This window comes from Kitasatospora cathayae (genome assembly GCF_027627435.1).
Lineage (GTDB): Bacteria > Actinomycetota > Actinomycetes > Streptomycetales > Streptomycetaceae > Kitasatospora > Kitasatospora cathayae.
In genome coordinates this window covers 8,379,139-8,398,161 of the sequence record NZ_CP115450.1, presented here as the reverse complement: position 1 = coordinate 8,398,161, position 19,023 = coordinate 8,379,139, and the positions used below count along the sequence as shown (strand labels likewise).

Here is a 19,023-nt window from a genome sequence, read left to right as displayed (position 1 = left end):
CAGCGGCGGCGTGGGCTGACGGCGGCGACGGCGGGTGCGGGAACTGGGTGTCCGATCCCCGTCGGCGCCGGTGCGCGGGCGGGGCAGAGTCGGTGACCGGCACTCACCCGGCGCGGGGAGCGGTTCTTCCCGTGCACAAGGTCACCGATCTCGAGGTTCTGTGCTTCGGCACCCCGGTGGTGCTGATCGGCTCGCGCAACGAGGACGGCGGCGCCGATCTGGCGCCCGATGTCCTCGGCCTGGTGGCCGGGCCGCTCGTGTCTGCTGGGCCTGGGCAACAGTTCCGCAGGACAGGTGACGACGATTCGCCGTCAAGGCGGACCGTCGCCCGGTATCCGCCCGTAGCCGCTTCGGCACGGGTGGTGGCATTCCTGGGGCCCGATCGGCGAGGACCACGCCGGCCCGGTCTACCGCCGGGCCGGCGGGAAGTCAGGTCTGTGGAGCTGGCGTAAGACCGATGGGCGGCGCCCCGTCCCTTCGCCGGCAACCCCGGGTCGGCAACCGGCCGTGAAGCAGAAAGCCCGACCCGCGAGGGTTGGAACCCTCCGGCTCCAGCCGCAGGAGGATGTCAAGAAGTTCTGCGAGTTCTTCGGCCAGGGCCGGCGCCTGTCCCCCTCCCGGCCGGCCGAGGGCCGGCGGATGCCGGGCCGGCTGCCGGCCGCCGTGTGAGCGCGGCCGTTCAGGGCGCGATGGTGGCCCCGCAGGAGTCGCACACCCGGGTCGCCGGCAGCTCGAGGAAGCAGTTCGGGCAGATCGCGGGCGGGCGCGGGGCGGGCGCGGCGGCGGCGGTCTTGCGGGCCTGGGCACTCTTGCGGGTCTGGGCGCTCTTCAGGCGCGGGGCCAGCGCCGGGGTGCCGCCATCGGCGGGCAGGTCGGCGCCGAAGTGCCGGTAGCAGGCCAGCCGGGCGGCGGCGGCGTGCTGTTCGCGGTCCATCTCGTCCGCGATCGGCGGCTGCCCGGCCACCGCCAGCACGTCCTGGTAGCCGGCCCCGACCATGCCGTCGGTGGCGTGCACCACCAGGGCGGTCAGCGGCGGGTCGCCGCGCCGGTGGGCCTCGCGCACCACCAGGGCCAGCACCTTGCCGATCCAGTGCCGCTGGTTGACGCTGGTGCGCACCCCAGAGGCCTGCTGGACGGCCTCGGCCAGCTCGGCGTAGGTGATCACCGCGTGGTAGCGGCGTGCCACGTCCTCCAGGGCCGGGTAGGCCGCCCTGGTCCACACGATGTGCGCCTGGCTGACGGCGACGGCCGAGCCGTCCGCCTCCCGCCAGTAGCCGCGCTGCTGCTGCGTCATTGCGTCCGCCCCTGTCCGTTCGCCCTGGTGGCCCCCGCCGGGAGCGAGGCTACCTGGCGCGGGTGTCGTTCTACCTGCCGGGGGCTTCCTGCCGGGGGGCGGGCGGCGGCCTTCCTGCCGGGGGCGGGCGGCGGGCTTGACTTCAAGCGCTGTTGAAGTCGTCTCATGGGTGCCGACCGCAGCCGTACGGGCATCCGCGGTCGATGCCCCGCCCGTACGGGAACGGACCGGGGCCGGGGTGGCCGCCTTCCCGATCGTGCCGGTGGCGGCCCCGGCCCCTGTGCGCCGGATGCCCGGCAGCAGGCGTTCGCGGCCGCGGGCATCGGCGCGGTAGCGCTCGCCGAGCCTCTGCGGCAGGGCCCGCTCCTGCATCCGGGTGCGGTGCGCCCGGGGCGGCGGTGAGGACTCAGGCCCGCTCGGCGAGGGCGTGGGCGACAAGGGCGTTGGCGTGGCCGTGGCCGTGGGTGGTCTTGAGCCAGGTGACGAGTTCGCTGTGCTTGGTGAGCGGGCAGGTGCGGATGAGGTTGAGGTCCTTCCATTCCTCGGTGACCCCCTCCCCCGGCTGAAGCCGGGGGCTTCTCGCCATCCCTGCCGGGCGTCGCGACGGGCCAGCCCGGCCCGTAGAACGTTGACGGCCAACATGCCGCATCCCACTGGCAGAAGGCACGAGCAACCGTCCTGCTGCGCAGTGAAGCGGCGGCGCGGCGCGCCGCCGGGGCTCAGGAGCGGATTCCCTCCCCGGCTGAAGCCGGGGAGGCCCTCCGAAGATCAGGGACGGAGGGGAAGTACGAGGCGGGGCCCTTCACGGGTGCCGTGGTCATGTCCGGTGTCCTCCCGAGTGCGGGTGAAGCGAGAACGCGGTGCGGTCACGGGTTCGGACCGTGACCGCACCGCGGACTCATCGCCCGGCGGCGGCGGGCGACGCCACGACCGCGGACTCATCGCCCGGCGGCGGGCTACGCCACGACCGCGGACTCATCGCCCGGCGGCGGTGGGCTACGTCGCGGTGGCGCGGCGTCGTGCGCGGGCGGCGCGGCGGCCGGGGGGCGGGGTGGGGTCGGCGTTCCAGGCGGCGACGGGGTTGCCGAGCCAGCGGGTGGCGTGGGGGACGTTCTCGCCGCGCATGACCAGGGAGGCCGGGCCCACCGTGGTGTTGTCGCCGAGGGAGGAGTTGAGCAGCACGATCGAGTGCGGGCCGGTGGTGGAGCCGGTGCCCAGGTGGACGGGGCCCAGGCGCATCACGCGGTCGTGGAACAGGTGGGTCTGCAGGACGGTGCCGCGGTTGACGCTGGCGCCCGCTTCGACGGTGACCAGGTCGCTCTCGGGCAGCCAGTGGGTCTCGCACCACACGCCGCGTCCGATCCTGGCGCCGAGGCTGCGCAGCCACAGGTTCAGGTAGGGGGTGCCGGTCATGGCGCCGCCGCCGAAGGGCATGGCGAGTTCCTCGACGAAGGTGTCGTAGAGCTCGTTGCGCCAGACGAAGGAGGACCACAGCGGGTGTTCGCCGACCCGGAAGCGTCCGACCAGCAGCCATTTGGCGAGGGTGGCGGTGGTGCAGGCGGCGATGGCGGCACCGGCCAGTACCAGGCCGGCGCCGCCCAGGGCGGCGCCGAGACCGTAGTGGTCGCGGATCGCCTGCAGGGCGGCGAAGACCAGGTCGGCGAGCAGGGCGGCGATGACGACCGGCACGAGCCGGCAGACCTCGACGCCGGCGCGTGCCCACATCAGGCGCTTGGGCGGGTCGTAGGTGCGGGCCTCGCCGGCGCCTTCGGCCACCCGGGGCAGGGCGAAGGCGGGCCGGCCCAGCCAGGAGGAGCCTTCGGGGGCGTGGGCGGGGGCGTCGGAGAGCACGCCGACCAGGCAGTTGTCGGGCAGTTGGCGGCCGGGGCCAACGATGCCGGAGTTGCCGACGAAGGAGCGGCGTCCGACGTGGGCGCGGCCCAGGTGCAGCCAGCCGCCGCGCAGCTCGTAGGGGGCGAGGAGGGTGTCGTCGGCGAGGAAGGCGCCGTCGTCGACCCGCATCAGGGTGGGCAGGGCGAGCACGGTGGAGGCCTCCACGCGGCGGCCGATCCTCGCGCCGAGCAGGCGCAGCCACAGTGGGGTGAAGAGGCTGGCGTAGAGGGGGAACAGGGTGCGGCGGGCGGTGTCGCTCAGGCCGGCCACGGCCCAGGCGCAGAACGCGACGCCTCCGGTGGCGGGGTGGAAGCCGGGGCGCAGTGGCAGGGAGAACAGGCGGATCAGCAGGGCTATCAGTGCGGCGTGGCACAGGAGGGTCAGGGCGGCCAGTGGCACGGTCAGTGGCAGCAGTTGGAGCACGGCGGCGCTGAGGGTGCGGTCGCTGTCGACCAGGGGGTAGAGGATGGACAGGGCGGGCAGGGCGCTGATGAGGGGGACGAGGCCGAAGAGGACGAAGGCGGCGCCGTAGGCGGCGTTCCAGATCCGCGAGGGGCGGGGTGCTCGGGTGGGCCACAGGGTGCGGGTGTCGGGGCCGGGGCGGGCCGGGGAGCCGTGCCAGTGTTCGCCGGGTGGGACGGTGCCGGTGACGCAGGAACCGGGGGCGATCTGGGCGCCGGCGCCGATGCGGGCGCCGGGCATCAGGGTGGCGCGGTGGCCGATGCTGGCGCCTTCGCCGACGTCGATGCGCCCGAGTTGGAGGGTGTCGCCGTCGAGCCACCAGCCGGCGATGTCGGCCTCGGGTTCGAGGCTGGCGCCGGCGCCGATGCGGGCCAGTCCGGTGACCGGGGGCGCGGTGTGCAGCTGGACGCCCTTGCCGACGCGGCAGCCGAGCATCCGGGCGTAGCGCGGGGCCCAGGGGGTGCCGGACAGGGAGGCGGTGGCGAACATGGCGGTGTAGCGTTCGGCGGCCCACAGTCGCAGGTGGACGTGGCCGCCGCGGGGGTGGCTGCCGGGGCGGATGCCGGCGGTGAGCAGGCGGGCGCCGGCGGCGGCGAGCAGGGTGCGGCCGGGGACGCTGTAGAAGGCGAGCGCGCCGGCGGCGACGGGCCACCAGGAGGTGTGCGGGGCCCAGGACAGGTGGGTGCCGAGCAGGTTGTCGACGGCGATCAGGACGATCACCCAGCGCGCTCCGGCGAGGGTGAACAGGGCGAGCAGCATGAGGGTCTGCCACAGGGCGGCGCTTGGCGGGGTGGGGCGTACCGGCCGTCGGGGGTGGGCGGTCGCGGTGGCCTGTGGCCCTGGCGCGGCCGCGCCCTGGGGGGTGGTGGGGGTGAGGGAGTCGAGGTAGTCGGCGAGGTCGCCGAGTACGGGGTGGGCGTACAGGTCGGCGACGGAGACGCCGTTGTGGCGGGTGCGCAGTTCGGAGACCAGGCGGGCGGCGGTGAGGCTGGAGCCGCCGAGGGCGAAGAAGTCATCGCCCCTGCCGCAGGGGGTGCCGAGCAGGCGTTCCCACTGGCCGGCGAGCCAGGCGGCGGTGCCGTTCAGGTTCTCGGCCGGGGCCTGGGCGGTGGCGGTGGTGGCCAGTGGCCAGGGCAGGGCGTGCCGGTCGACCTTGCCGGAGGTTTTGGTGGGCAGGGAGTCGACCAGGGCGAGGACGGGCACCAGGGGGGCGGGCAGGCGTTGCAGGAGGTGCTGGCGGGCGGTGGCGAGGTCGGGGGTGGTGCCGGGCTGGGGGACCAGGTAGCCGACCAGCAGGTCGGCGCCAGCGGGGGTCTTGCGCACCGCGGCGGCCGCCGCCCGGACGTGCGGCAGGGCCTGGAGGGCGGCGTCGATCTCGCCGAGTTCGATACGGCGCCCGCCGAGTTTGACCTGGTCGTCGGCGCGGCCCAGGAAGATCAGGCCCTCGGGGTCGTTGCGGACCAGGTCACCGCTGCGGTAGACGCGTTCGGAGGCGATCGCGGGGTGGGGGCTGTACTTCTCGGCGTCCTTGGCGGGGTCGAGGTAGCGGGCGCATCCGATGCCGGCGATCAGTAGTTCACCGGCCTCGTACCAGGGCACGGGGTTGCCGGCCTGGTCGACCACGGCGATCTCCCAGCCGTCCAGGGGGGCGCCGATGCGCACCGGCTGGCCGGGCAGCATCCGGGCGGCGGTGGCCACCACGGTGGTCTCGGTGGGGCCGTAGGTGTTCCAGAACTCGCGGCCGGGCACGGCCAGGCGCTCGACCAGTTCGGCCGGGCAGGCCTCACCGCCGACGATGATCAGGCGCACCTGGTCCAGGCACTCCTGCGGCCACAGGGCGAGCAGGGTCGGGACGGTGGAGATCGCGGTGATACGGCGCTCCACCAGCCAGGGGCCCAGGTCGGTGCCGGCCTTGACCAGGGAGCGGGGGGCCGGGACCAGGCAGGCGCCGTGGCGCCAGGCCAGCCACATCTCCTCACAGGAGGCGTCGAAGGCCACCGACAGACCGGCCAGCACACGGTCACCGGGGCCCAGCGGACGCGTGCGCAGGAACAGGCGGGCCTCGGCGTCCACGAACGCGGCGGCGCTGCGGTGAGTGACGGCCACGCCCTTGGGACGCCCGGTGGTGCCGGAGGTGAAAATGACCCACGCGTCGTCGTCCGGGCCCGGCCAGGCGGGACGGCCCGAAGGCCGGGCAAGGGGGCCGGCGAAAAGCCGCCGCTCGGCGCCGACGACGGCGCACACCAGCGCGTCCTGCCAGATCATCTCGGCGCGTTCGTCCGGGTCGTCCGCGTCCACCGGCACGTAGGCGGCACCGCAACGCAGCACCGCGAGGATGGCCACGTACAGGTCCGCGGTACCGGAGGGGATCCGCACACCCACCCGGTCACCACACCCGATGCCGTGACCGGCCAGCACGCCGGCGAAGGCCTCGACCTCCCGCATCAGCGTGCGGTAGTCCCAGACGGTGTCACCGGTGTCGAGCGCAGGCGCGTGAGGGTAGGCGCCGGCGGTAGCGGCGATCACGTCGAGCAGACTGCGCGGGTGAGCGGGCTGGGCCACCGGCCAACCCGCGGCCTGCCCGGGATGAGGGCGGTGCAGCGTGCCTGGGCCGGCCGTGTCGTGGCGTGCGTCCATAGGGGTTAAGTTCCTCGGCTCCGTTTTCCTGGGCGGCGCGTATCACCTGCTACGTGCGGTGACACCGTTGTCACCTGGTGGGACACGCCCACCCACCATGACTCCGCCGGCAGTCGGCTGGATGCAGCGAAGCTGCGGTCAAAGAGAATTCTCATCATCGATGCCGTTTCATCCGACACCGATACGATTCGAATGTCATTTCGGGGATTCTCGCGTGTTTTCGCTGGTGAAGGGTAATCGGCACCACCTGAAGACATGACAGCGGGTAGAGAGACGATGGACACCACGGCCTCCGGAACGGTACCGGCAGTAAAGGACCGACTACCGAACCGGGGCATCCCGGTCAGATCATCGACCCACACACACCGACCACACACGTACGGAACCCAGCCGCCGCCATCCGCGATCCGCGATCCGCGATCCGCGATCCGCGATCCGCGATCCGTACGGACGTCTCCCATGACCCCGACACGGACCGGGCCACCCGACCCCGGCCACGACAACGAACAACCACCCCGCGATCCAGCCGGCCACCCGGCCACCCGGCCAGCCACCCGGCCAGCCACCCGGCCGGCCACCCGTCACCCGTCACCCGGCACCCGGAACCCCCGGACAGTCACTCCCGCCGTACGCGGCGTACGGATCCAACCTGCACGCCCCACGCTTCGCCTGCTACCCGTACAGCGGCCGTCCGGACGGCACCACCCCCACCCACCCCGGCCACCACCAACACCACCCACCCCCACACCACACCGCACCCACCCCCCACCCCCCACCCCCCAGCCGCCCACCCACCCCAGGCGGCGGGACCACCCTCCACACCCCCACCTCACCCGAACGGGCACCCCCACCACCTCCAGCCCATACCCCGACACCACCACCCAACAGACACACCACCCACCCCCGCCCCAGCCACCACAAAACACCGCCACACGCAGCCGCCACACGGAACACCCCCACCCACCCCCACCCCGCACCAACCCGGCCCCCGGCCCCCGGCCCCCGGCGGGAGACAGCGATAGCGACACAGCCCGACCGAACAAGCGACACAAACCCGCCCAGACATATAGATACCGGGACGACGACGCTGCTCAACCGAACGAGTGACAGGGGCCGACCCACGCAGTGGATACCGGGGCGACGACACAGCTCGACCGAACGAGTGACAAGGGCCGACCCACACAGTGGATACCAGGGCGACGACACAGCTCGACCGAACGAGTGACAAGGGCCGACCCACACAGTGGATACCAGGGCGACGACACAGCTCGACCGAACGAGTGACACGAGCCCGCCCAGGCAATAGGTACGGGGCGACGGAGGTGCGGCGGCCACGGAGGTGCGGCGGCGGTGAGGGCGCCGGGGGTGCGGGGGCGACGGGGGGCGGCGGCGGTGAGGGCGGCGGCGGTGAGGGCGCCGGGGCTGCGGGGACGACGGAGGTGCGGGGGCGACGGACGCGCGGCGGCGACGGACGTGCGGGGGTGACGGAGGGGCGGGGCGACGGACGTGCGGCGGCGGCGGAGGGGCGGGGGCGACGGAGGTGCGGCCGCGGTGAGGGCGCCGGGGGTGCGGGGATGACGGAGGGGCGGGGGTGCGGGGATGACGGAGGGGCGGCGGCGGTGAGGGCGCCGGGGGTGCGGGGATGACGGAGGGGCGGCGGCGGTGAGGGCGCCGGGGGTGCGGGGACGACGGAGGGGCGGCCGCGGTGAGGGCGCCGGGGGTGCGGGGACGACGGAGGGGCGGCCGCGGTGAGGGCGCCGGGGGTGCGGGGACGACGGAGGTGCGGGGACCACACGCCACCGCCACCCAGGGGGCAGGGACCAACCCACCCACCCAGGGACTGTCTGCCACCGCCGGCCGAGAGCAGGGGCCACGCGCCACCGCCGCCGCCCCGGGGGGCGGAGGCCACGCGCCCACCCAGGGAGCCATCCACCGCCAGCCAGGGGCCGGAGGCCTACGCGCCACCGCCAACCGAGGGCAGGGACCTACGCGCCCACCCAAGGGGCCACACGCCGCCGCCGGCCGGGCGGCAGTCGCCGCCGGCGGAAGGGCACAACCGGGCCCGGGAGGGGCGGGGCGGGGCGAGCCGGAACGTCCCCGCCGTCAGCACCACGGCGCTCAGCGCCTCCCAGGCGATGACCGCGACGTACGCCGCGTCCTGCAGAACCCGGGAGGTGACGGAGCCCCACATCAGGGCCCGGCCGTGGAAGGTGGCGTCCATCGCCAGCACGTGCCGGACGAACTGCCGGCCGGTCGCGAAGTCGGTGACGTTCCCGAAGACCACGAGCAGTAGGCACAGCGCGTTCGCCCCCGTGAGCACGGCCGCCGCCGCGCGCGGTGAGCCGAGCGCGAACAGGCGGTCGCAGGTGGTGGGGCCCGGGTCCGCGGCAGCCGGTCTCGCGAGATTGGGTGACCGGCATGCGGAACAGGCCGGCCACTGCGGAAAGTTCACCGGCAGGGCCCCGGCGGGGCCGGTGTGCCCGCTCAGGCCGCTGCGGCCAGGGCCCAGGCAGCCCCAGGGCCGCCGCAAAGTCCCGCGATCTTGTCATCGTGCCGGTCAAATGACACCCAGCAAGGAGGAACAGATGACGCCTGACCACTGCGAGGCGTGCCTCCCACCACCCGGAGCCGACCTCCCACCACCCCGGTCGCCGGCAGCTCGCACTGGACCGCGGCCCTCCCGGGCGTGCGGGAGGACCGCGGGGCCGCCCGCGCCACCCGCCACGCGGCCGAAGCTCAGGCGGTGGCGGTGGGAAGACCGGCCTCGACCCAGTCCTGGATGCCCTCCCGGTACTTGCGCACGTTGGTGTAGCCGAGGGCGACGAGCCGCTCGGCGACCTGTCCACTGTTGGGACACGCCGGGTTCGAGCAATAGGTGACGATCGCGGCGTCCCGGTCCGGAAGCACGGCGGCCGCCCGCGCGTCGACGTCGGCCAGGACCAGCGCCACAGCACCGGGCAGGTGCTGTTGGGCGTAGTACTCGCCACCGAGCGCGTCCACGACGGTCACACTCCCGCCTTCCATCGCCGCCGCCAGCTCGTCACGGGTGATGAGGGGGGTCATGCCACTACCTCCAAAAGAATCGGACTACAGTCCACTTATGGCTCGAGACGATAACGGACTGCAGTCCGGTTCTGCAATGCCGCTGCCGCTGGAACTACTGCGGACGACGCCACCCAAAGAACGCGCGGACGCGGCTCGAAACCGGACCGCGATACTGGAGGCAGCCGCCACACTGTTCGCCCAACACGGCGTCGAGGCGGTATCCATGGACCAGGTCGCCGCAGCCGCCGGCGTCGGCAAAGGCACCCTCTTCCGCCGGTTCGGAGACAAGTCCGGCCTGGCCACCGCACTCCTGGACACCCGCGAGCGCGTACTGCAAGAAGCGATCCTGCACGGTCCACCCCCACTCGGCCCCGGCGCCCCGGCCGAAGAACGCCTCACCGCGTTCGTCAACGCCTACCTCGACTACCTGCTGGAACACCTGGCACTGATCCGAATGTCCGAGACCTCCAGCCCCGCAGCCAGATACAGGATCGGGGCCTACCGGTTCTGGCACCGCCACCTGGCGATCCTCCTCACCGGCACCCCCGACCCCGACCACACCGCCCACACCCTGCTCGCCACCCTCGGAGCCGAACACACCGCCGCCCTCCTACCGGAACTCGGCGAACAACGGATACGCGCCGGCCTACTCCACCTCACCCACTCCCTCACACAACACCCCAAAACCCCCACACCCCCACCCCACCCAACCCCCCAGAATCCACCCCACGACAATCACGCCACCCCATGACGCCATCGAACAGCACCCACAGGAAACGACCCCACCAACCCGAAACCGACCGAGCACACGAACAAACCCCGGACTCACAACTCACGGCACACAACCCCGCCCCCAGCCACAGCCACAGCCCAGGGACCAGAACCCAGGGGCCAGGACCGGGACGAAGGGCTCAGCGAGACCGACGACCGACCCTCCAGGCCCCGCCACGCCAGGTCGTTGACCGGCTCGACCGTGGTAAGCCCCAGCCGGCACCAGCCGTGCACCCGCCGCCCGGCGAACACCAGAGTCCCCACCGCAGCCCCGCCCGCACACATGGCATCACTGCCGCCCTCACGCACGGCGTCGGTGAACACGGTGGCCTCGCGCCAGGCCCCGACCAGGTTCAGCCTGCTCGCGTCCTCGCCCGCGTGCACGGCGTCCTCGACGTGGACGTCGACGCGGAACCCGCAGCCGTCGACCTGACCGGCACGCAGCTTGACCAGTTCCCGGACGCCCGCGGCAGGGCCGACTCCAGCAGGATCCGGTTCGCCGCGATCAGGTGCTCGAAGGACCTTGCCCATGACGGGGCCGGCGAAGGGGTCCAGGCGGGCTTCCATCGTGTTCTCCTCGGTACGTTGTCCACTGCCGCCCTCTGGGACAGGGCAGCCGGGCCGCCCGTGACAGGCACGCCCGTGTGACGCGCGCCACCCCGGCGGGGTGGTACCGGAAGGGACGGGGCTCCATGGCGGGATCGGCGGATGCGGCGGATGTGGCGGACGCGGCCGGGTACCGGCCGCTGCTGTTCTCCATCGCCTACGGCATGACGGGTTCGGTCGGCGACGCCGAGGACCTCGTCCAGGACACCTTCCTCAACCTGACCCGCGCCGAGCGGGCGGGCACCACCGTCACCAACCTGAAGGCGTACCTGACCACTTCGGTCACCCGACTGGGCATCAACCACCTCGGCTCGGCCCGGGTGCGGCGCGAGACCTACGTCGGCCAGTGGCTGCCCGAGCCCATCGTCGCCTTCACCGACCGCCCCGGCGACACCCCGGCCGAACACGCCGAACTCGCCGATCGCCTGTCGATGGCCTTCCTGGTCATGCTGGAAGCCCTCTCCCCCCACGAGCGAGCGGTATTCCTGCTACGCGAGGCCTTCGGCTACGACTACCCCCAGATCGCGGAACTCACCGGCAAGTCCGAGGCGAACTGCCGCCAAATCCTCACCCGCGCCCGCAAACACCTCACCGCAGCCACGGACACCCGCACGAACACCCACACGGACACCGGCGCGGGCACAGGCGCAGGCGCGGGCGCAGGCGCGGACGTCCCGCCGCCGGCGGCCCGGCGGGCAAAGGGCGACGAACTGGCCCGCCGCTTCTTCGAGGTGGCCGCCGGCGGGGACCTGGAGGAACTGCTCGGCATGCTCGCCCCCGACGTCGTCCTACACGGTGACGGCGGCGGCAAGGCCCTGGCGATCGGCCGATCCGTCGCCGACCCCCTGCAAGTCGCCAAACTGCTCGTCAGCGGCATGAACCGGATCGTCGCCCTCGGCGCGCACCTGGTACCCGCCCACGTCAACGGCCGCCCGGGCATGGTGACGTACGACCGCGACCAGCGGGTACTCAACGTCCTCGCACTCGACCTCGCCGAGAACGGCACCATCCGACAGATCCACGTCGTGGCCAACCCCGACAAGCTCGGCCACCTGGGCAAGATATCCGACCTCGGCCTACGCAAATCCAGGCAGCCGCGGCAGCCGCAGGGACAGTAGGCAGACCAATTCAGGCGAACCGCCCGGCCCGTCCATCGAGGACAACACCGGACGGGAGCAGGACGACTCCAAGAGCCGCGAAAACGCAGCACCGGATAGCGGAGGGGGCGGGCGCGGGGCGCGGTCCTCTAGACTCCCCGTCTTGATCAACCGCACGTCGAACGGGGAGTTCATCGTGAGCATCCGTCATCTGGGCGCCGCCGCACGCGTCATAGGCCGCCGCAACGCCCTGCGCTACCTGGCCATCGGTGCCGGGTCCGCGCTTGTCGCCGCCTGCTCCAGCAGCACCGGCAGCAGCAGCGGTGACGGCGGGCAGGCCGCTCCCCCGGCCCCCACCGCCACCGCCCCCACGCCCACCGACGCCGTGAAGCCCACCGTCGCCGACCGCGCCTTCGACGCCTTCGTGCGCGGCGACTGGAACGTCAAGACCAGCACCTCCCGCGGCAAGACCCTGCCCGGCAAGGTCACCGTCCAGACCGACGGCGGCGGCAACGGCGGCTGGACGATCGCCTGGGAGGGCCTGAGTGGCAAGGCCGCCACCTGGAGGGGCAACTTCCTGCTGCGCGGCGGCCACCTGTCGCTGAACATCGTCGACGGCCCCGGCACGGTGTCCCGCGAGCACGCCCCCGAGGCCCTCAACGTCCCGGCGACGGTGGGCGGCAGCGTCCAGCTCACCCTGCCCTGGCAGCCGCCCGGCTCTACCGACAGCACCAGCGAGAACCTCGCGGTGACCTACGACGGCACGACCCTGACCATCGTCCACACCGCCGGCAGCAGCAAGACCACCCACACCTGCACCCGCGCCTGAGCCGGTCTGTCCGCAGGATCCCGTCGGCGCCGGGGCGGATACCGCAATCCCTCGAACTGGCGACGGCAGACCGGTAGTTAAGCGCCGTCGCGGCCGGGAATCCGGTGGCTGGGCGGTCCGGGCCCGGTCTACGTTCGGTCGCATGGCAGATGAGTGTTTCGGGCATCCGCGGCTCGCCGCGGTCTATGACCTGCTCGATCCCGACCGCAGTGATCTGGAGGCCTACCTGCGGCTGGCCGAGGAGTTCGGGGCGCGGCGGGTGCTGGACATCGGCTGCGGGACGGGGGTTTTCGCGCTGTTGCTGGCCGGGCACGGTATCGAGGTGGTGGGGGTGGATCCGGCCGCGGCGTCGATCGAGGTCGCCCGGGCCAAGCCGGGTGGTGACCGGGTGCGCTGGATCTGCGGGGACGCGGCGGCCCTGCCGTCGCTGCGGGTCGATCTGGTGACGATGACGGCGAACGTCGCCCAGGCGATCGCCGGTGCGCGGGCCTGGCAGGAGACGCTGCGGGGCGCGCGCGAGGCGTTGCGGCCGGGTGGGCGGCTGGTGTTCGAGACCCGTGATCCGGCCGCGCGGGCCTGGCAGGGGTGGACGCGGGAGCGTTCCCGCCGGGTGACGCGGGTGCCGGGGGTGGGTGCGGTGGAGAGCTGGGTGGAGCTGACCGGCGTGTGCGGGCCGCTGGTGACGTTCCGGTGGACGTACGTCTTCGGCGCGGACGGGCAGGTGCTGACCTCGGACTCGACGGTGCGTTTCCGGGGGCGGGAGGAGGTCGAGGAGGATCTGGCCGCCGCGGGCTTCACGGTGGAGGAGGTGCGCGGCGCGCCGGACCGGCCGGAGAAGGAGCTGGTGTTCCTGGCGCGCCGCCCGTGACGAGCGCGGCCGGGTGGCGGTGTCCCGGGTAGCGTCCCTCGTATGACTTCCTCCCCCGCCGACCCGGTCAATCCCGCGGATCCCGCGGACCCCGCGGACCCCGACGTCGCGCTCGTGCTCGCCGCGTACGCCGCGTACGCCCGGGGTGACATCGATGCCGCCGTCGCCGGTCTCGACCCCGAGGTGGAATGGGTGGAGCCCGAGGAGTTCCCCAACGGGGGTGCGCGCCGGGGCCGGGATGCCGTGCACGCGTACCTGTGTGCCTCGTTCGCGATGTGGCGCGAGCTGCACTCGGAGCCGGTGGCGTACCGGCGCGGCGGGGAGGTCGTCGTCGTCCACCACGCGTACGGCGTCCTCGCCGATGGCGGCGCGCTGGACGTCACGGTGGCGGACGTGTTCACCGTCCGTGGGGGCCGGGTGGTGCGGATGCACGCCTACGCCGATCCGGCGGAGGTGCTGTAGACCCCCGCCCACCCGCCTGGGGTGATCTTGGTCGGGTGTCGGCGCGGCGCCCGGCCGGGTGGGGCGGGCCTTCGCCCCCCAGGAGTAGTCCGCCCCCCGGGCGGGCGCGCGGCACGGGTAGTCGGCCGGGCCGACTTCCCGTGCTTTCGCGTGCGCCGGCAGGCGGTGGTTCGTTTCCTGACTCCGTGTCGATCGTTGATCGTTGCACCAACGGATCACGCGGAGCCCCGACGGAAAGTCACACCATGCCCGTTCCCTCCCGGCGCGCGGCGACCACGTTCGCCCTCGCCGCCCTCCTCCTGCTCCTGCTCCCGGCCACCGCCCGCGCGACGGCGCAGCCGGCGGCGCCCGTGTACACGCTGCGCAACGCCCGTACCGGCAGCTGCCTGCACCACGTCTTCGGCACCGCCCAGGTGCGGCTGGAGCCGTGCGAGGCGGTGCCCGAGCAGCGGTGGGAGCTGCGGGTGGAGGGCGCGTGGATCAACCTCGCGGCGTTCGATCCGGAGAAGGACACCCGCGGGTGCGTGGCCATCGGCGACAGCTGGATCGTCAACTACGGGCAGTGCCGGGTGACCGAGGCTGCGTGGAGCGTCACGGGCGGCGGCCACTGCCGGTTCAGATCCGGGTCGGACCTCAGTGACGACGACCTCTACCTGGTCGAGACCCAGGCCGGCGACCTCGGCGCCCGGCCCGACGGCACCACGCCCTCGGCGGACTGGTTGGTCACCGAGGCGTCCTGATCCGTTCCTCCTCCGGTGCCTGGCGAGTCGGCCGGCCACCGGGGGCGATGCCGCCGATCATGGGCGCAGCGCGGCCGCCGGGCCGCGGGATGACCGCCGTGGCGGCCGGGCCCGCCGTCCCGCGCGCATCCTGCTCGAAGACCGGAACCCCCATGGGAGAACACCGGATGAAGATCTCCGTCCGCGGCGCCTCGCTCGCCGCCGCCGTCTCGCTGCTGGCCATGGTGCCGCTGCTCACCGGCGCCTCGGCCCCGGCCGGCTCCGGGCCCACCGCCTCCGCCGCGCCCACCACGGATGCCACCTGCGTGCTGAACGCCCACGGCGTCTTCGCCAACGCCGTCGGCCCGGGCGGCACCGACCTGCCCCTGCCCGACACCCTGGCCATGACCGGCACCGTGAACTGTGTGGACGCCGCCGACGCGCCGCTGGCCGCCGGCACGTTCGAGCGGACGGTCACGATGCCCGCCGCCGAGTGCACCGGCGACGAACACGGGGACACCTCCACGACGACCGTCCACTGGGCCGACCTCACCACCTCCACCCTGCGGTTCGACAAGACCGACGTGGTGAAGGTCAACGGCACCGCCTCACTGGTCGTCTCCGGCACCGTCACCGCCGACAGCGCGCGCTTCGCGGGCGATGCCCTCACCGCGGTGGGCACCAGCTCCGGCGCCGGCTGCGGTACCCCGGCCGGCGAGACCACCCTCGACTCCACCCTCGTACTGCGCCTCACCCACTGACCGGCCCGACGCCCCCGTATCCGAAGGAAGACCCGACATGTCTCTGCCCGACGCCCCCGCCCTCACCACCCCGAAGGGCCGCGTCTACGCGATGCTGGACACCGACGGGGACGGAGTCGCCTCCCGGCACGACTACTTCGTCCGCATCGAACGCGCCCGCCAGGCCACCGGACGCGACCACGACGACCCCCTGGTCATCGCCGCACGCACCACGGGCGAACGGGCCTGGGCGGCGATGGACGCCAACGGCGACGGCGTGATGACCTACGAGGAGTACGTCGCCTGGGTGGACGCCGACAAGTTCGACAACGTCTGCCGCTACGCCCTGGGCGCCCTGTTCGACCTCGCGGACGCCGATCAGGACGGCGCCCTCGACCGCGCGCAGTTCACGGCGCTGCGCCAGGCCCTGAACAACCGGGCGAGCAACGCCGACGCGGCGTTCGACGCCCTGGACGCCGACGGTGACGGGCGCGTCCACCGCGCCGAGTACCTGGCCTCGATCCGCGCGTACGTGACGGGCGAGGACTCGCCCATGGGGGATGCCCTGTACTGATCTACTGTGTCGTGTCATGGCCATCCTGATCGTCGGCGGCAGCGGGTTCCTGGGTGCTGAGTTGGTCCGTCAGGCAGCAGTGGCGGGCTACGCGGCTGCCGCGACGTTCGCCACCGTCCCCGGAGGCACTGCGGGGGTCCCGTGGCATCGGCTCGATCTGCGGGACCCCGGCCGGATCGAGGCGGTCATGGCCGAGGTGGAACCACGCGTGGTCGTCAACGCGACCAGCGGCGGCGCCGATTGGGCGGTCACGGCCGAGGGACCGGTGCGCCTGGCGATGGCGGCTGCGCGGTACGGCAGCCGCCTGGTCCACGTCTCCAGCGACGCGGTGTTCTCCGGCGCCCGCGTCCACTACGACGAATCGTGCCTGCCCGACCCGCTCACCCCCTACGGCGCGGCGAAGGCGGCGGCGGAAACGGGGGTTCGCCTCGTGTGCCCGGACGCGGTCGTCGCCCGCACCTCCCTGATCATCGGCGACCGGCGCTCGGAGCACGTACGCGCGGTGCACGACCTCGCGGCCGGCGCCCGAAGCGGTGCGCTGTTCACCGACGACATCCGCTGCCCGATCCACGTCGCCGACCTGGCCGCCGGCCTGCTGGAACTCGCGTTGGGCGACCTGTCCGGCGTCCACCACCTGGCAGGAGCCGATGCCGTGAGCCGCCACGAACTCGGCGTGCTGATCGCCCGGCGCGACGGGCTCGACGCTTCCCGGCTTCCCAGCGGCCTGCGGGCCGACAGCGCCCTTCCCGGGGCGCTCGACGTGCGCCTCGACAGCCGCGCCACCCAGGGCCGGCTCCGAACCAGGCTGCGCGGCGCCCGCCAGTTCCTCGCCATCGGGCCGTGACGCCCCGCCGACGCTGTGCGGCCGCCGAAGAAGTCCGGGTCCGGGGAGGCTGGTGGACTTCGCTGCGGCGGTTCAGAGCCGGCACGCGGAGTCATGGCGTGCTGTCAGGTACAGTCGCGGATCGTCGAATCGAGGAGCCACGCAGATGGCGAACCAGCCCCGTCTTGTCCTGCTCACCGGTGCCGCCGGCCGGATCGGCAGCTGCCTGCGGGAGCTGCTGCCCGCCTACGGGTACCGGCTGCGCTGTTTCGACCGCCTGCCGGTGCCCGGCGACCCCGACGCGATCACCGCCGACCTGCGGGACGCCGGGGCGCTGGCGGCGGCGATGGACGGTGTCGACGCCGTGGTGCACATGGCCGGGATCCCGGGTGAGGCGCCGTTCGCCGACATCCTGGCCGCCAACATCGACGGCACCTACCGGCTCTACGACGCCGCCCGGGCGGCGGGGGTGCGGCGGATCGTCAACGCCAGCAGCAACCACGCGGTGGGCTTCACCGAGCGGCCCGCCGACGGCGCCGTCGTGCCGGTGGACACCCCGCAGCGGCCCGACACCTACTACGGGCTGTCCAAGTGCTTCGGCGAGAACCTGGCCTCGCTGTACGCCGACCGGCACGGGATGGAGACGGTCTCGCTGCGGATCGGCTCCTTCACCGCCGAACCGCGCACCATCCGGGCACTCGCCACCTGGCTCAGCCCCGGCGACTGCGCCCGCCTCGTCCACGCCGCCCTCACCGGCCCGGTCACCGGCCACACCGTCGCCTTCGGCATCTCCGCCAACACCCGCGCCTGGTGGGACCTTTCGACGGCCCGGGCGCTCGGTTACCAGCCGCAGGACGACGCCGAGGAGTTCGCGCAGGAGCTGATCGCGAAGCTGGGCGAACTTGCCGCCGACGACCCGGACTACCGCTATCTCGGCGGCGGCTTCACCCGCTGAGCCGGCGAAGCGGCCTCCCGGGGGCCGATCGACTGGTGATCAGATATCGTGCCCAGCCATGGGAGAGCTGATAGTGGTCCGGCACGGCCAGACCGAGTGGAGCGTTTCGGGCCGGCACGCGGGCCGCACGGACGTCGCGCTGACCGATGCGGGTGAGGCCGCGGCCAGGGCGCTTGCACCGAGGCTGGCGCAGCGTCGCCCGGTCGCGGTGTTCAGCAGCCCGCTCAGCCGGGCGATGCGGACGGCCGAGCTCGCCGGCCTGACCGGCGTCCAGCCCCTGCCGGACCTGGTGGAGTGGGACTACGGGGGCTACGAGGGCCTGACCGCCGAACAGATCCAGGCGACCAGGCCCGACTGGGACCTGTGGCGCGACGGTGTCGTCCCCGGCGACGCCGCCCACCCCGGCGAGCAGCTCCAGCAGGTGGGCGCGCGCACGGACGCGGCGCTGGAGCTGATCCGGCCGCTGCTCGGCGAGGGCGATGTCGCCGTGGTCGCCCACGGCCACCTGGCGCGGGTGCTCGCCGTGCGCTGGCTCGGGCTCGACGCGTCCGCCGCCGGCCTGCTCGGCCACCCGCACCCGGGCAGCCTCAGCGTCCTGGCCGTCGAGCACGGGCGGCCGGTCGTCTCCGCCTGGAACGTCCCGTAGTCCCGTAGTGGCGGACGGATGACAGGTCTTCTCAGTCGGGGCGCTGGCCGTGGAGGAGGGCGGGCAGGGTGTGGCCGGCGAGGGCTTCGGTGACGCGGGCGGCCTGGGAGGGGGCCATGTGGCTCTTCAGTTCGCGCACGGGGAGGCTGCTCCGCGGCCCCGCCGCCCAGCAGCTGCTCCGGGCCTGGGTGCCGGACGCCAAGTACTCCGGCGAGGTCGCCACCGCCAGCGAGCTGCGCAGGGAGTTCGGGCCCGACCTCGAAGGTCTCGGCAACTTGCCGCGCCGCCCCCGCAAGCTCGGCGTCTCCAACGGCCGCGGCGACGGCGTCGGCCATCCGCTGCCGGCCGGCGAGGTCGCCTTCGACACCGAGAACACCGACCACGGCCACGTCTCCGGCGCCCTCGCCGACTGGATCCTCAAGCGCCTCTGACTCCCCGCGGAGTGGGAAGTCGGCCGGGTCGACTTCCCACTCCCGGCCCCGCGTTCACGCGGCCTCCGGCCGAGCGGATCCATCAGTCCGGAGCTGAAAGCCGCTACGAGAGCCCGTCCGAACTGCCCGGACGGGCACGCACCGCTGCCCTCGGAGCCCTTCCGTTCCACC

General features: G+C 73.4%; 19 protein-coding genes. 13 read left to right on the top strand and 6 right to left on the bottom strand.

Features of this window, described 5'->3' with window-relative positions:
• Nucleotides 1–131: 131 nt before the first annotated feature.
• Nucleotides 132–452: a hypothetical protein gene (locus O1G21_RS37585; RefSeq protein WP_270150152.1), complete on the top strand. Its 321-nt coding sequence runs from the start codon at nucleotides 132–134 to the stop codon at nucleotides 450–452.
• 227 nt (nucleotides 453–679) lie between these two features.
• On the opposite strand, the gene O1G21_RS37580 is transcribed toward O1G21_RS37585, so the two are convergent.
• The 5 genes from O1G21_RS37580 to O1G21_RS37560 form a co-directional block, all read right to left on the bottom strand.
• Nucleotides 680–1,294: a hypothetical protein gene (locus tag O1G21_RS37580; protein WP_270150151.1), complete on the bottom strand. Its 615-nt coding sequence runs from the start codon at nucleotides 1,292–1,294 to the stop codon at nucleotides 680–682.
• 406 nt (nucleotides 1,295–1,700) lie between these two features.
• Nucleotides 1,701–1,880 (bottom strand): DUF4287 domain-containing protein, encoded by a 180-nt coding sequence (locus O1G21_RS37575; protein ID WP_270150150.1) that lies wholly within the window; start codon nucleotides 1,878–1,880, stop codon nucleotides 1,701–1,703.
• Nucleotides 1,881–2,290: 410 nt separating this feature from the next.
• Nucleotides 2,291–6,286 (bottom strand): Pls/PosA family non-ribosomal peptide synthetase, encoded by a 3,996-nt coding sequence (locus O1G21_RS37570; RefSeq protein WP_405000769.1) that lies wholly within the window; start codon nucleotides 6,284–6,286, stop codon nucleotides 2,291–2,293.
• 1,954 nt (nucleotides 6,287–8,240) lie between these two features.
• On the bottom strand, nucleotides 8,241–8,738 hold the full coding sequence (locus O1G21_RS41585) for a DUF2165 domain-containing protein (RefSeq protein ID WP_348532726.1): 498 nt from the start codon (nucleotides 8,736–8,738) through the stop codon (nucleotides 8,241–8,243).
• Between the two features lie 284 nt (nucleotides 8,739–9,022).
• A complete protein-coding gene (locus O1G21_RS37560; protein ID WP_270150147.1) occupies nucleotides 9,023–9,349 on the bottom strand; it encodes a rhodanese-like domain-containing protein in 327 nt (108 codons plus the stop codon).
• Here O1G21_RS37560 and O1G21_RS37555 point away from each other — a divergent pair.
• Nucleotides 9,336–10,082, top strand: coding sequence for a TetR/AcrR family transcriptional regulator (locus O1G21_RS37555; protein ID WP_405000768.1), 747 nt, complete (start codon nucleotides 9,336–9,338; stop codon nucleotides 10,080–10,082). The genes O1G21_RS37560 and O1G21_RS37555 overlap by 14 nt on opposite strands.
• Before the next feature lie 74 nt (nucleotides 10,083–10,156).
• On the opposite strand, the gene O1G21_RS37550 is transcribed toward O1G21_RS37555, so the two are convergent.
• Entirely contained in the window at nucleotides 10,157–10,669 is a 513-nt protein-coding gene (locus O1G21_RS37550) for a carboxymuconolactone decarboxylase family protein (RefSeq protein WP_270150145.1), read from the bottom strand.
• Nucleotides 10,670–10,794: 125 nt separating this feature from the next.
• Between O1G21_RS37550 and O1G21_RS37545 the strand changes: the two genes are divergently transcribed.
• The 11 genes from O1G21_RS37545 to O1G21_RS37495 all read left to right on the top strand — a co-directional run bounded on the left by O1G21_RS37545 (nucleotide 10,795) and on the right by O1G21_RS37495 (nucleotide 18,852).
• Nucleotides 10,795–11,826, top strand: coding sequence for a sigma-70 family RNA polymerase sigma factor (locus tag O1G21_RS37545; protein ID WP_270150143.1), 1,032 nt, complete (start codon nucleotides 10,795–10,797; stop codon nucleotides 11,824–11,826).
• A gap of 175 nt (nucleotides 11,827–12,001) precedes the next feature.
• Entirely contained in the window at nucleotides 12,002–12,634 is a 633-nt protein-coding gene (locus O1G21_RS37540) for a hypothetical protein (protein WP_270150141.1), read from the top strand.
• Between the two features lie 142 nt (nucleotides 12,635–12,776).
• A complete protein-coding gene (locus O1G21_RS37535) occupies nucleotides 12,777–13,502 on the top strand; it encodes a class I SAM-dependent methyltransferase (protein ID WP_270150140.1) in 726 nt (241 codons plus the stop codon).
• Between the two features lie 42 nt (nucleotides 13,503–13,544).
• Nucleotides 13,545–13,964 (top strand): nuclear transport factor 2 family protein, encoded by a 420-nt coding sequence (locus tag O1G21_RS37530; protein ID WP_270150138.1) that lies wholly within the window; start codon nucleotides 13,545–13,547, stop codon nucleotides 13,962–13,964.
• A gap of 245 nt (nucleotides 13,965–14,209) precedes the next feature.
• Nucleotides 14,210–14,704, top strand: coding sequence for a hypothetical protein (locus O1G21_RS37525; RefSeq protein WP_270150137.1), 495 nt, complete (start codon nucleotides 14,210–14,212; stop codon nucleotides 14,702–14,704).
• 167 nt (nucleotides 14,705–14,871) lie between these two features.
• Nucleotides 14,872–15,444 carry a hypothetical protein gene (locus O1G21_RS37520; protein WP_270150136.1) on the top strand — a complete coding sequence of 191 codons (573 nt, stop codon included), beginning with the start codon at nucleotides 14,872–14,874 and terminating at the stop codon, nucleotides 15,442–15,444.
• 37 nt (nucleotides 15,445–15,481) lie between these two features.
• Nucleotides 15,482–15,997 (top strand): EF-hand domain-containing protein, encoded by a 516-nt coding sequence (locus O1G21_RS37515; RefSeq protein ID WP_270150135.1) that lies wholly within the window; start codon nucleotides 15,482–15,484, stop codon nucleotides 15,995–15,997.
• Nucleotides 15,998–16,013: 16 nt separating this feature from the next.
• Complete coding sequence (locus tag O1G21_RS37510) at nucleotides 16,014–16,841, top strand: SDR family oxidoreductase (RefSeq protein ID WP_270150134.1); 828 nt, start codon at nucleotides 16,014–16,016, stop codon at nucleotides 16,839–16,841.
• A 145-nt stretch (nucleotides 16,842–16,986) separates the two neighbouring features.
• Nucleotides 16,987–17,775 (top strand): NAD-dependent epimerase/dehydratase family protein, encoded by a 789-nt coding sequence (locus O1G21_RS37505; protein ID WP_270150133.1) that lies wholly within the window; start codon nucleotides 16,987–16,989, stop codon nucleotides 17,773–17,775.
• A 58-nt stretch (nucleotides 17,776–17,833) separates the two neighbouring features.
• Nucleotides 17,834–18,421 (top strand): histidine phosphatase family protein, encoded by a 588-nt coding sequence (locus O1G21_RS37500; RefSeq protein ID WP_270150132.1) that lies wholly within the window; start codon nucleotides 17,834–17,836, stop codon nucleotides 18,419–18,421.
• 116 nt (nucleotides 18,422–18,537) lie between these two features.
• Nucleotides 18,538–18,852: a hypothetical protein gene (locus tag O1G21_RS37495; RefSeq protein WP_270150131.1), complete on the top strand. Its 315-nt coding sequence runs from the start codon at nucleotides 18,538–18,540 to the stop codon at nucleotides 18,850–18,852.
• Nucleotides 18,853–19,023: the final 171 nt, after the last annotated feature.

Excerpts from the sequence above, each read along its gene's own strand:
- O1G21_RS37580 (WP_270150151.1), bottom strand. The coding sequence starts at position 1,294 with ATGACGCAGCAGCAGCGCGGCTACTGGCGGGAGGCGGACGGCTCGGCC.
- O1G21_RS37520 (WP_270150136.1), top strand. The coding sequence starts at position 14,872 with ATGAAGATCTCCGTCCGCGGCGCCTCGCTCGCCGCCGCCGTCTCGCTG.
- O1G21_RS37505 (WP_270150133.1), top strand. The coding sequence starts at position 16,987 with ATGGCGAACCAGCCCCGTCTTGTCCTGCTCACCGGTGCCGCCGGCCGG.
- O1G21_RS37545 (WP_270150143.1), top strand. The coding sequence starts at position 10,795 with ATGGCGGGATCGGCGGATGCGGCGGATGTGGCGGACGCGGCCGGGTAC.
- O1G21_RS37515 (WP_270150135.1), top strand. The coding sequence starts at position 15,482 with ATGTCTCTGCCCGACGCCCCCGCCCTCACCACCCCGAAGGGCCGCGTC.
- O1G21_RS37535 (WP_270150140.1), top strand. The coding sequence starts at position 12,777 with ATGGCAGATGAGTGTTTCGGGCATCCGCGGCTCGCCGCGGTCTATGAC.
- O1G21_RS37555 (WP_405000768.1), top strand. The coding sequence starts at position 9,336 with ATGAGGGGGGTCATGCCACTACCTCCAAAAGAATCGGACTACAGTCCA.
- O1G21_RS37560 (WP_270150147.1), bottom strand. The coding sequence starts at position 9,349 with ATGACCCCCCTCATCACCCGTGACGAGCTGGCGGCGGCGATGGAAGGC.
- O1G21_RS37510 (WP_270150134.1), top strand. The coding sequence starts at position 16,014 with ATGGCCATCCTGATCGTCGGCGGCAGCGGGTTCCTGGGTGCTGAGTTG.
- O1G21_RS37550 (WP_270150145.1), bottom strand. The coding sequence starts at position 10,669 with ATGGAAGCCCGCCTGGACCCCTTCGCCGGCCCCGTCATGGGCAAGGTC.
- O1G21_RS37575 (WP_270150150.1), bottom strand. The coding sequence starts at position 1,880 with ATGGCGAGAAGCCCCCGGCTTCAGCCGGGGGAGGGGGTCACCGAGGAA.
- O1G21_RS37525 (WP_270150137.1), top strand. The coding sequence starts at position 14,210 with ATGCCCGTTCCCTCCCGGCGCGCGGCGACCACGTTCGCCCTCGCCGCC.
- O1G21_RS37500 (WP_270150132.1), top strand. The coding sequence starts at position 17,834 with ATGGGAGAGCTGATAGTGGTCCGGCACGGCCAGACCGAGTGGAGCGTT.
- O1G21_RS37570 (WP_405000769.1), bottom strand. The coding sequence starts at position 6,286 with ATGGACGCACGCCACGACACGGCCGGCCCAGGCACGCTGCACCGCCCT.
- O1G21_RS37495 (WP_270150131.1), top strand. The coding sequence starts at position 18,538 with ATGTGGCTCTTCAGTTCGCGCACGGGGAGGCTGCTCCGCGGCCCCGCC.
- O1G21_RS37530 (WP_270150138.1), top strand. The coding sequence starts at position 13,545 with ATGACTTCCTCCCCCGCCGACCCGGTCAATCCCGCGGATCCCGCGGAC.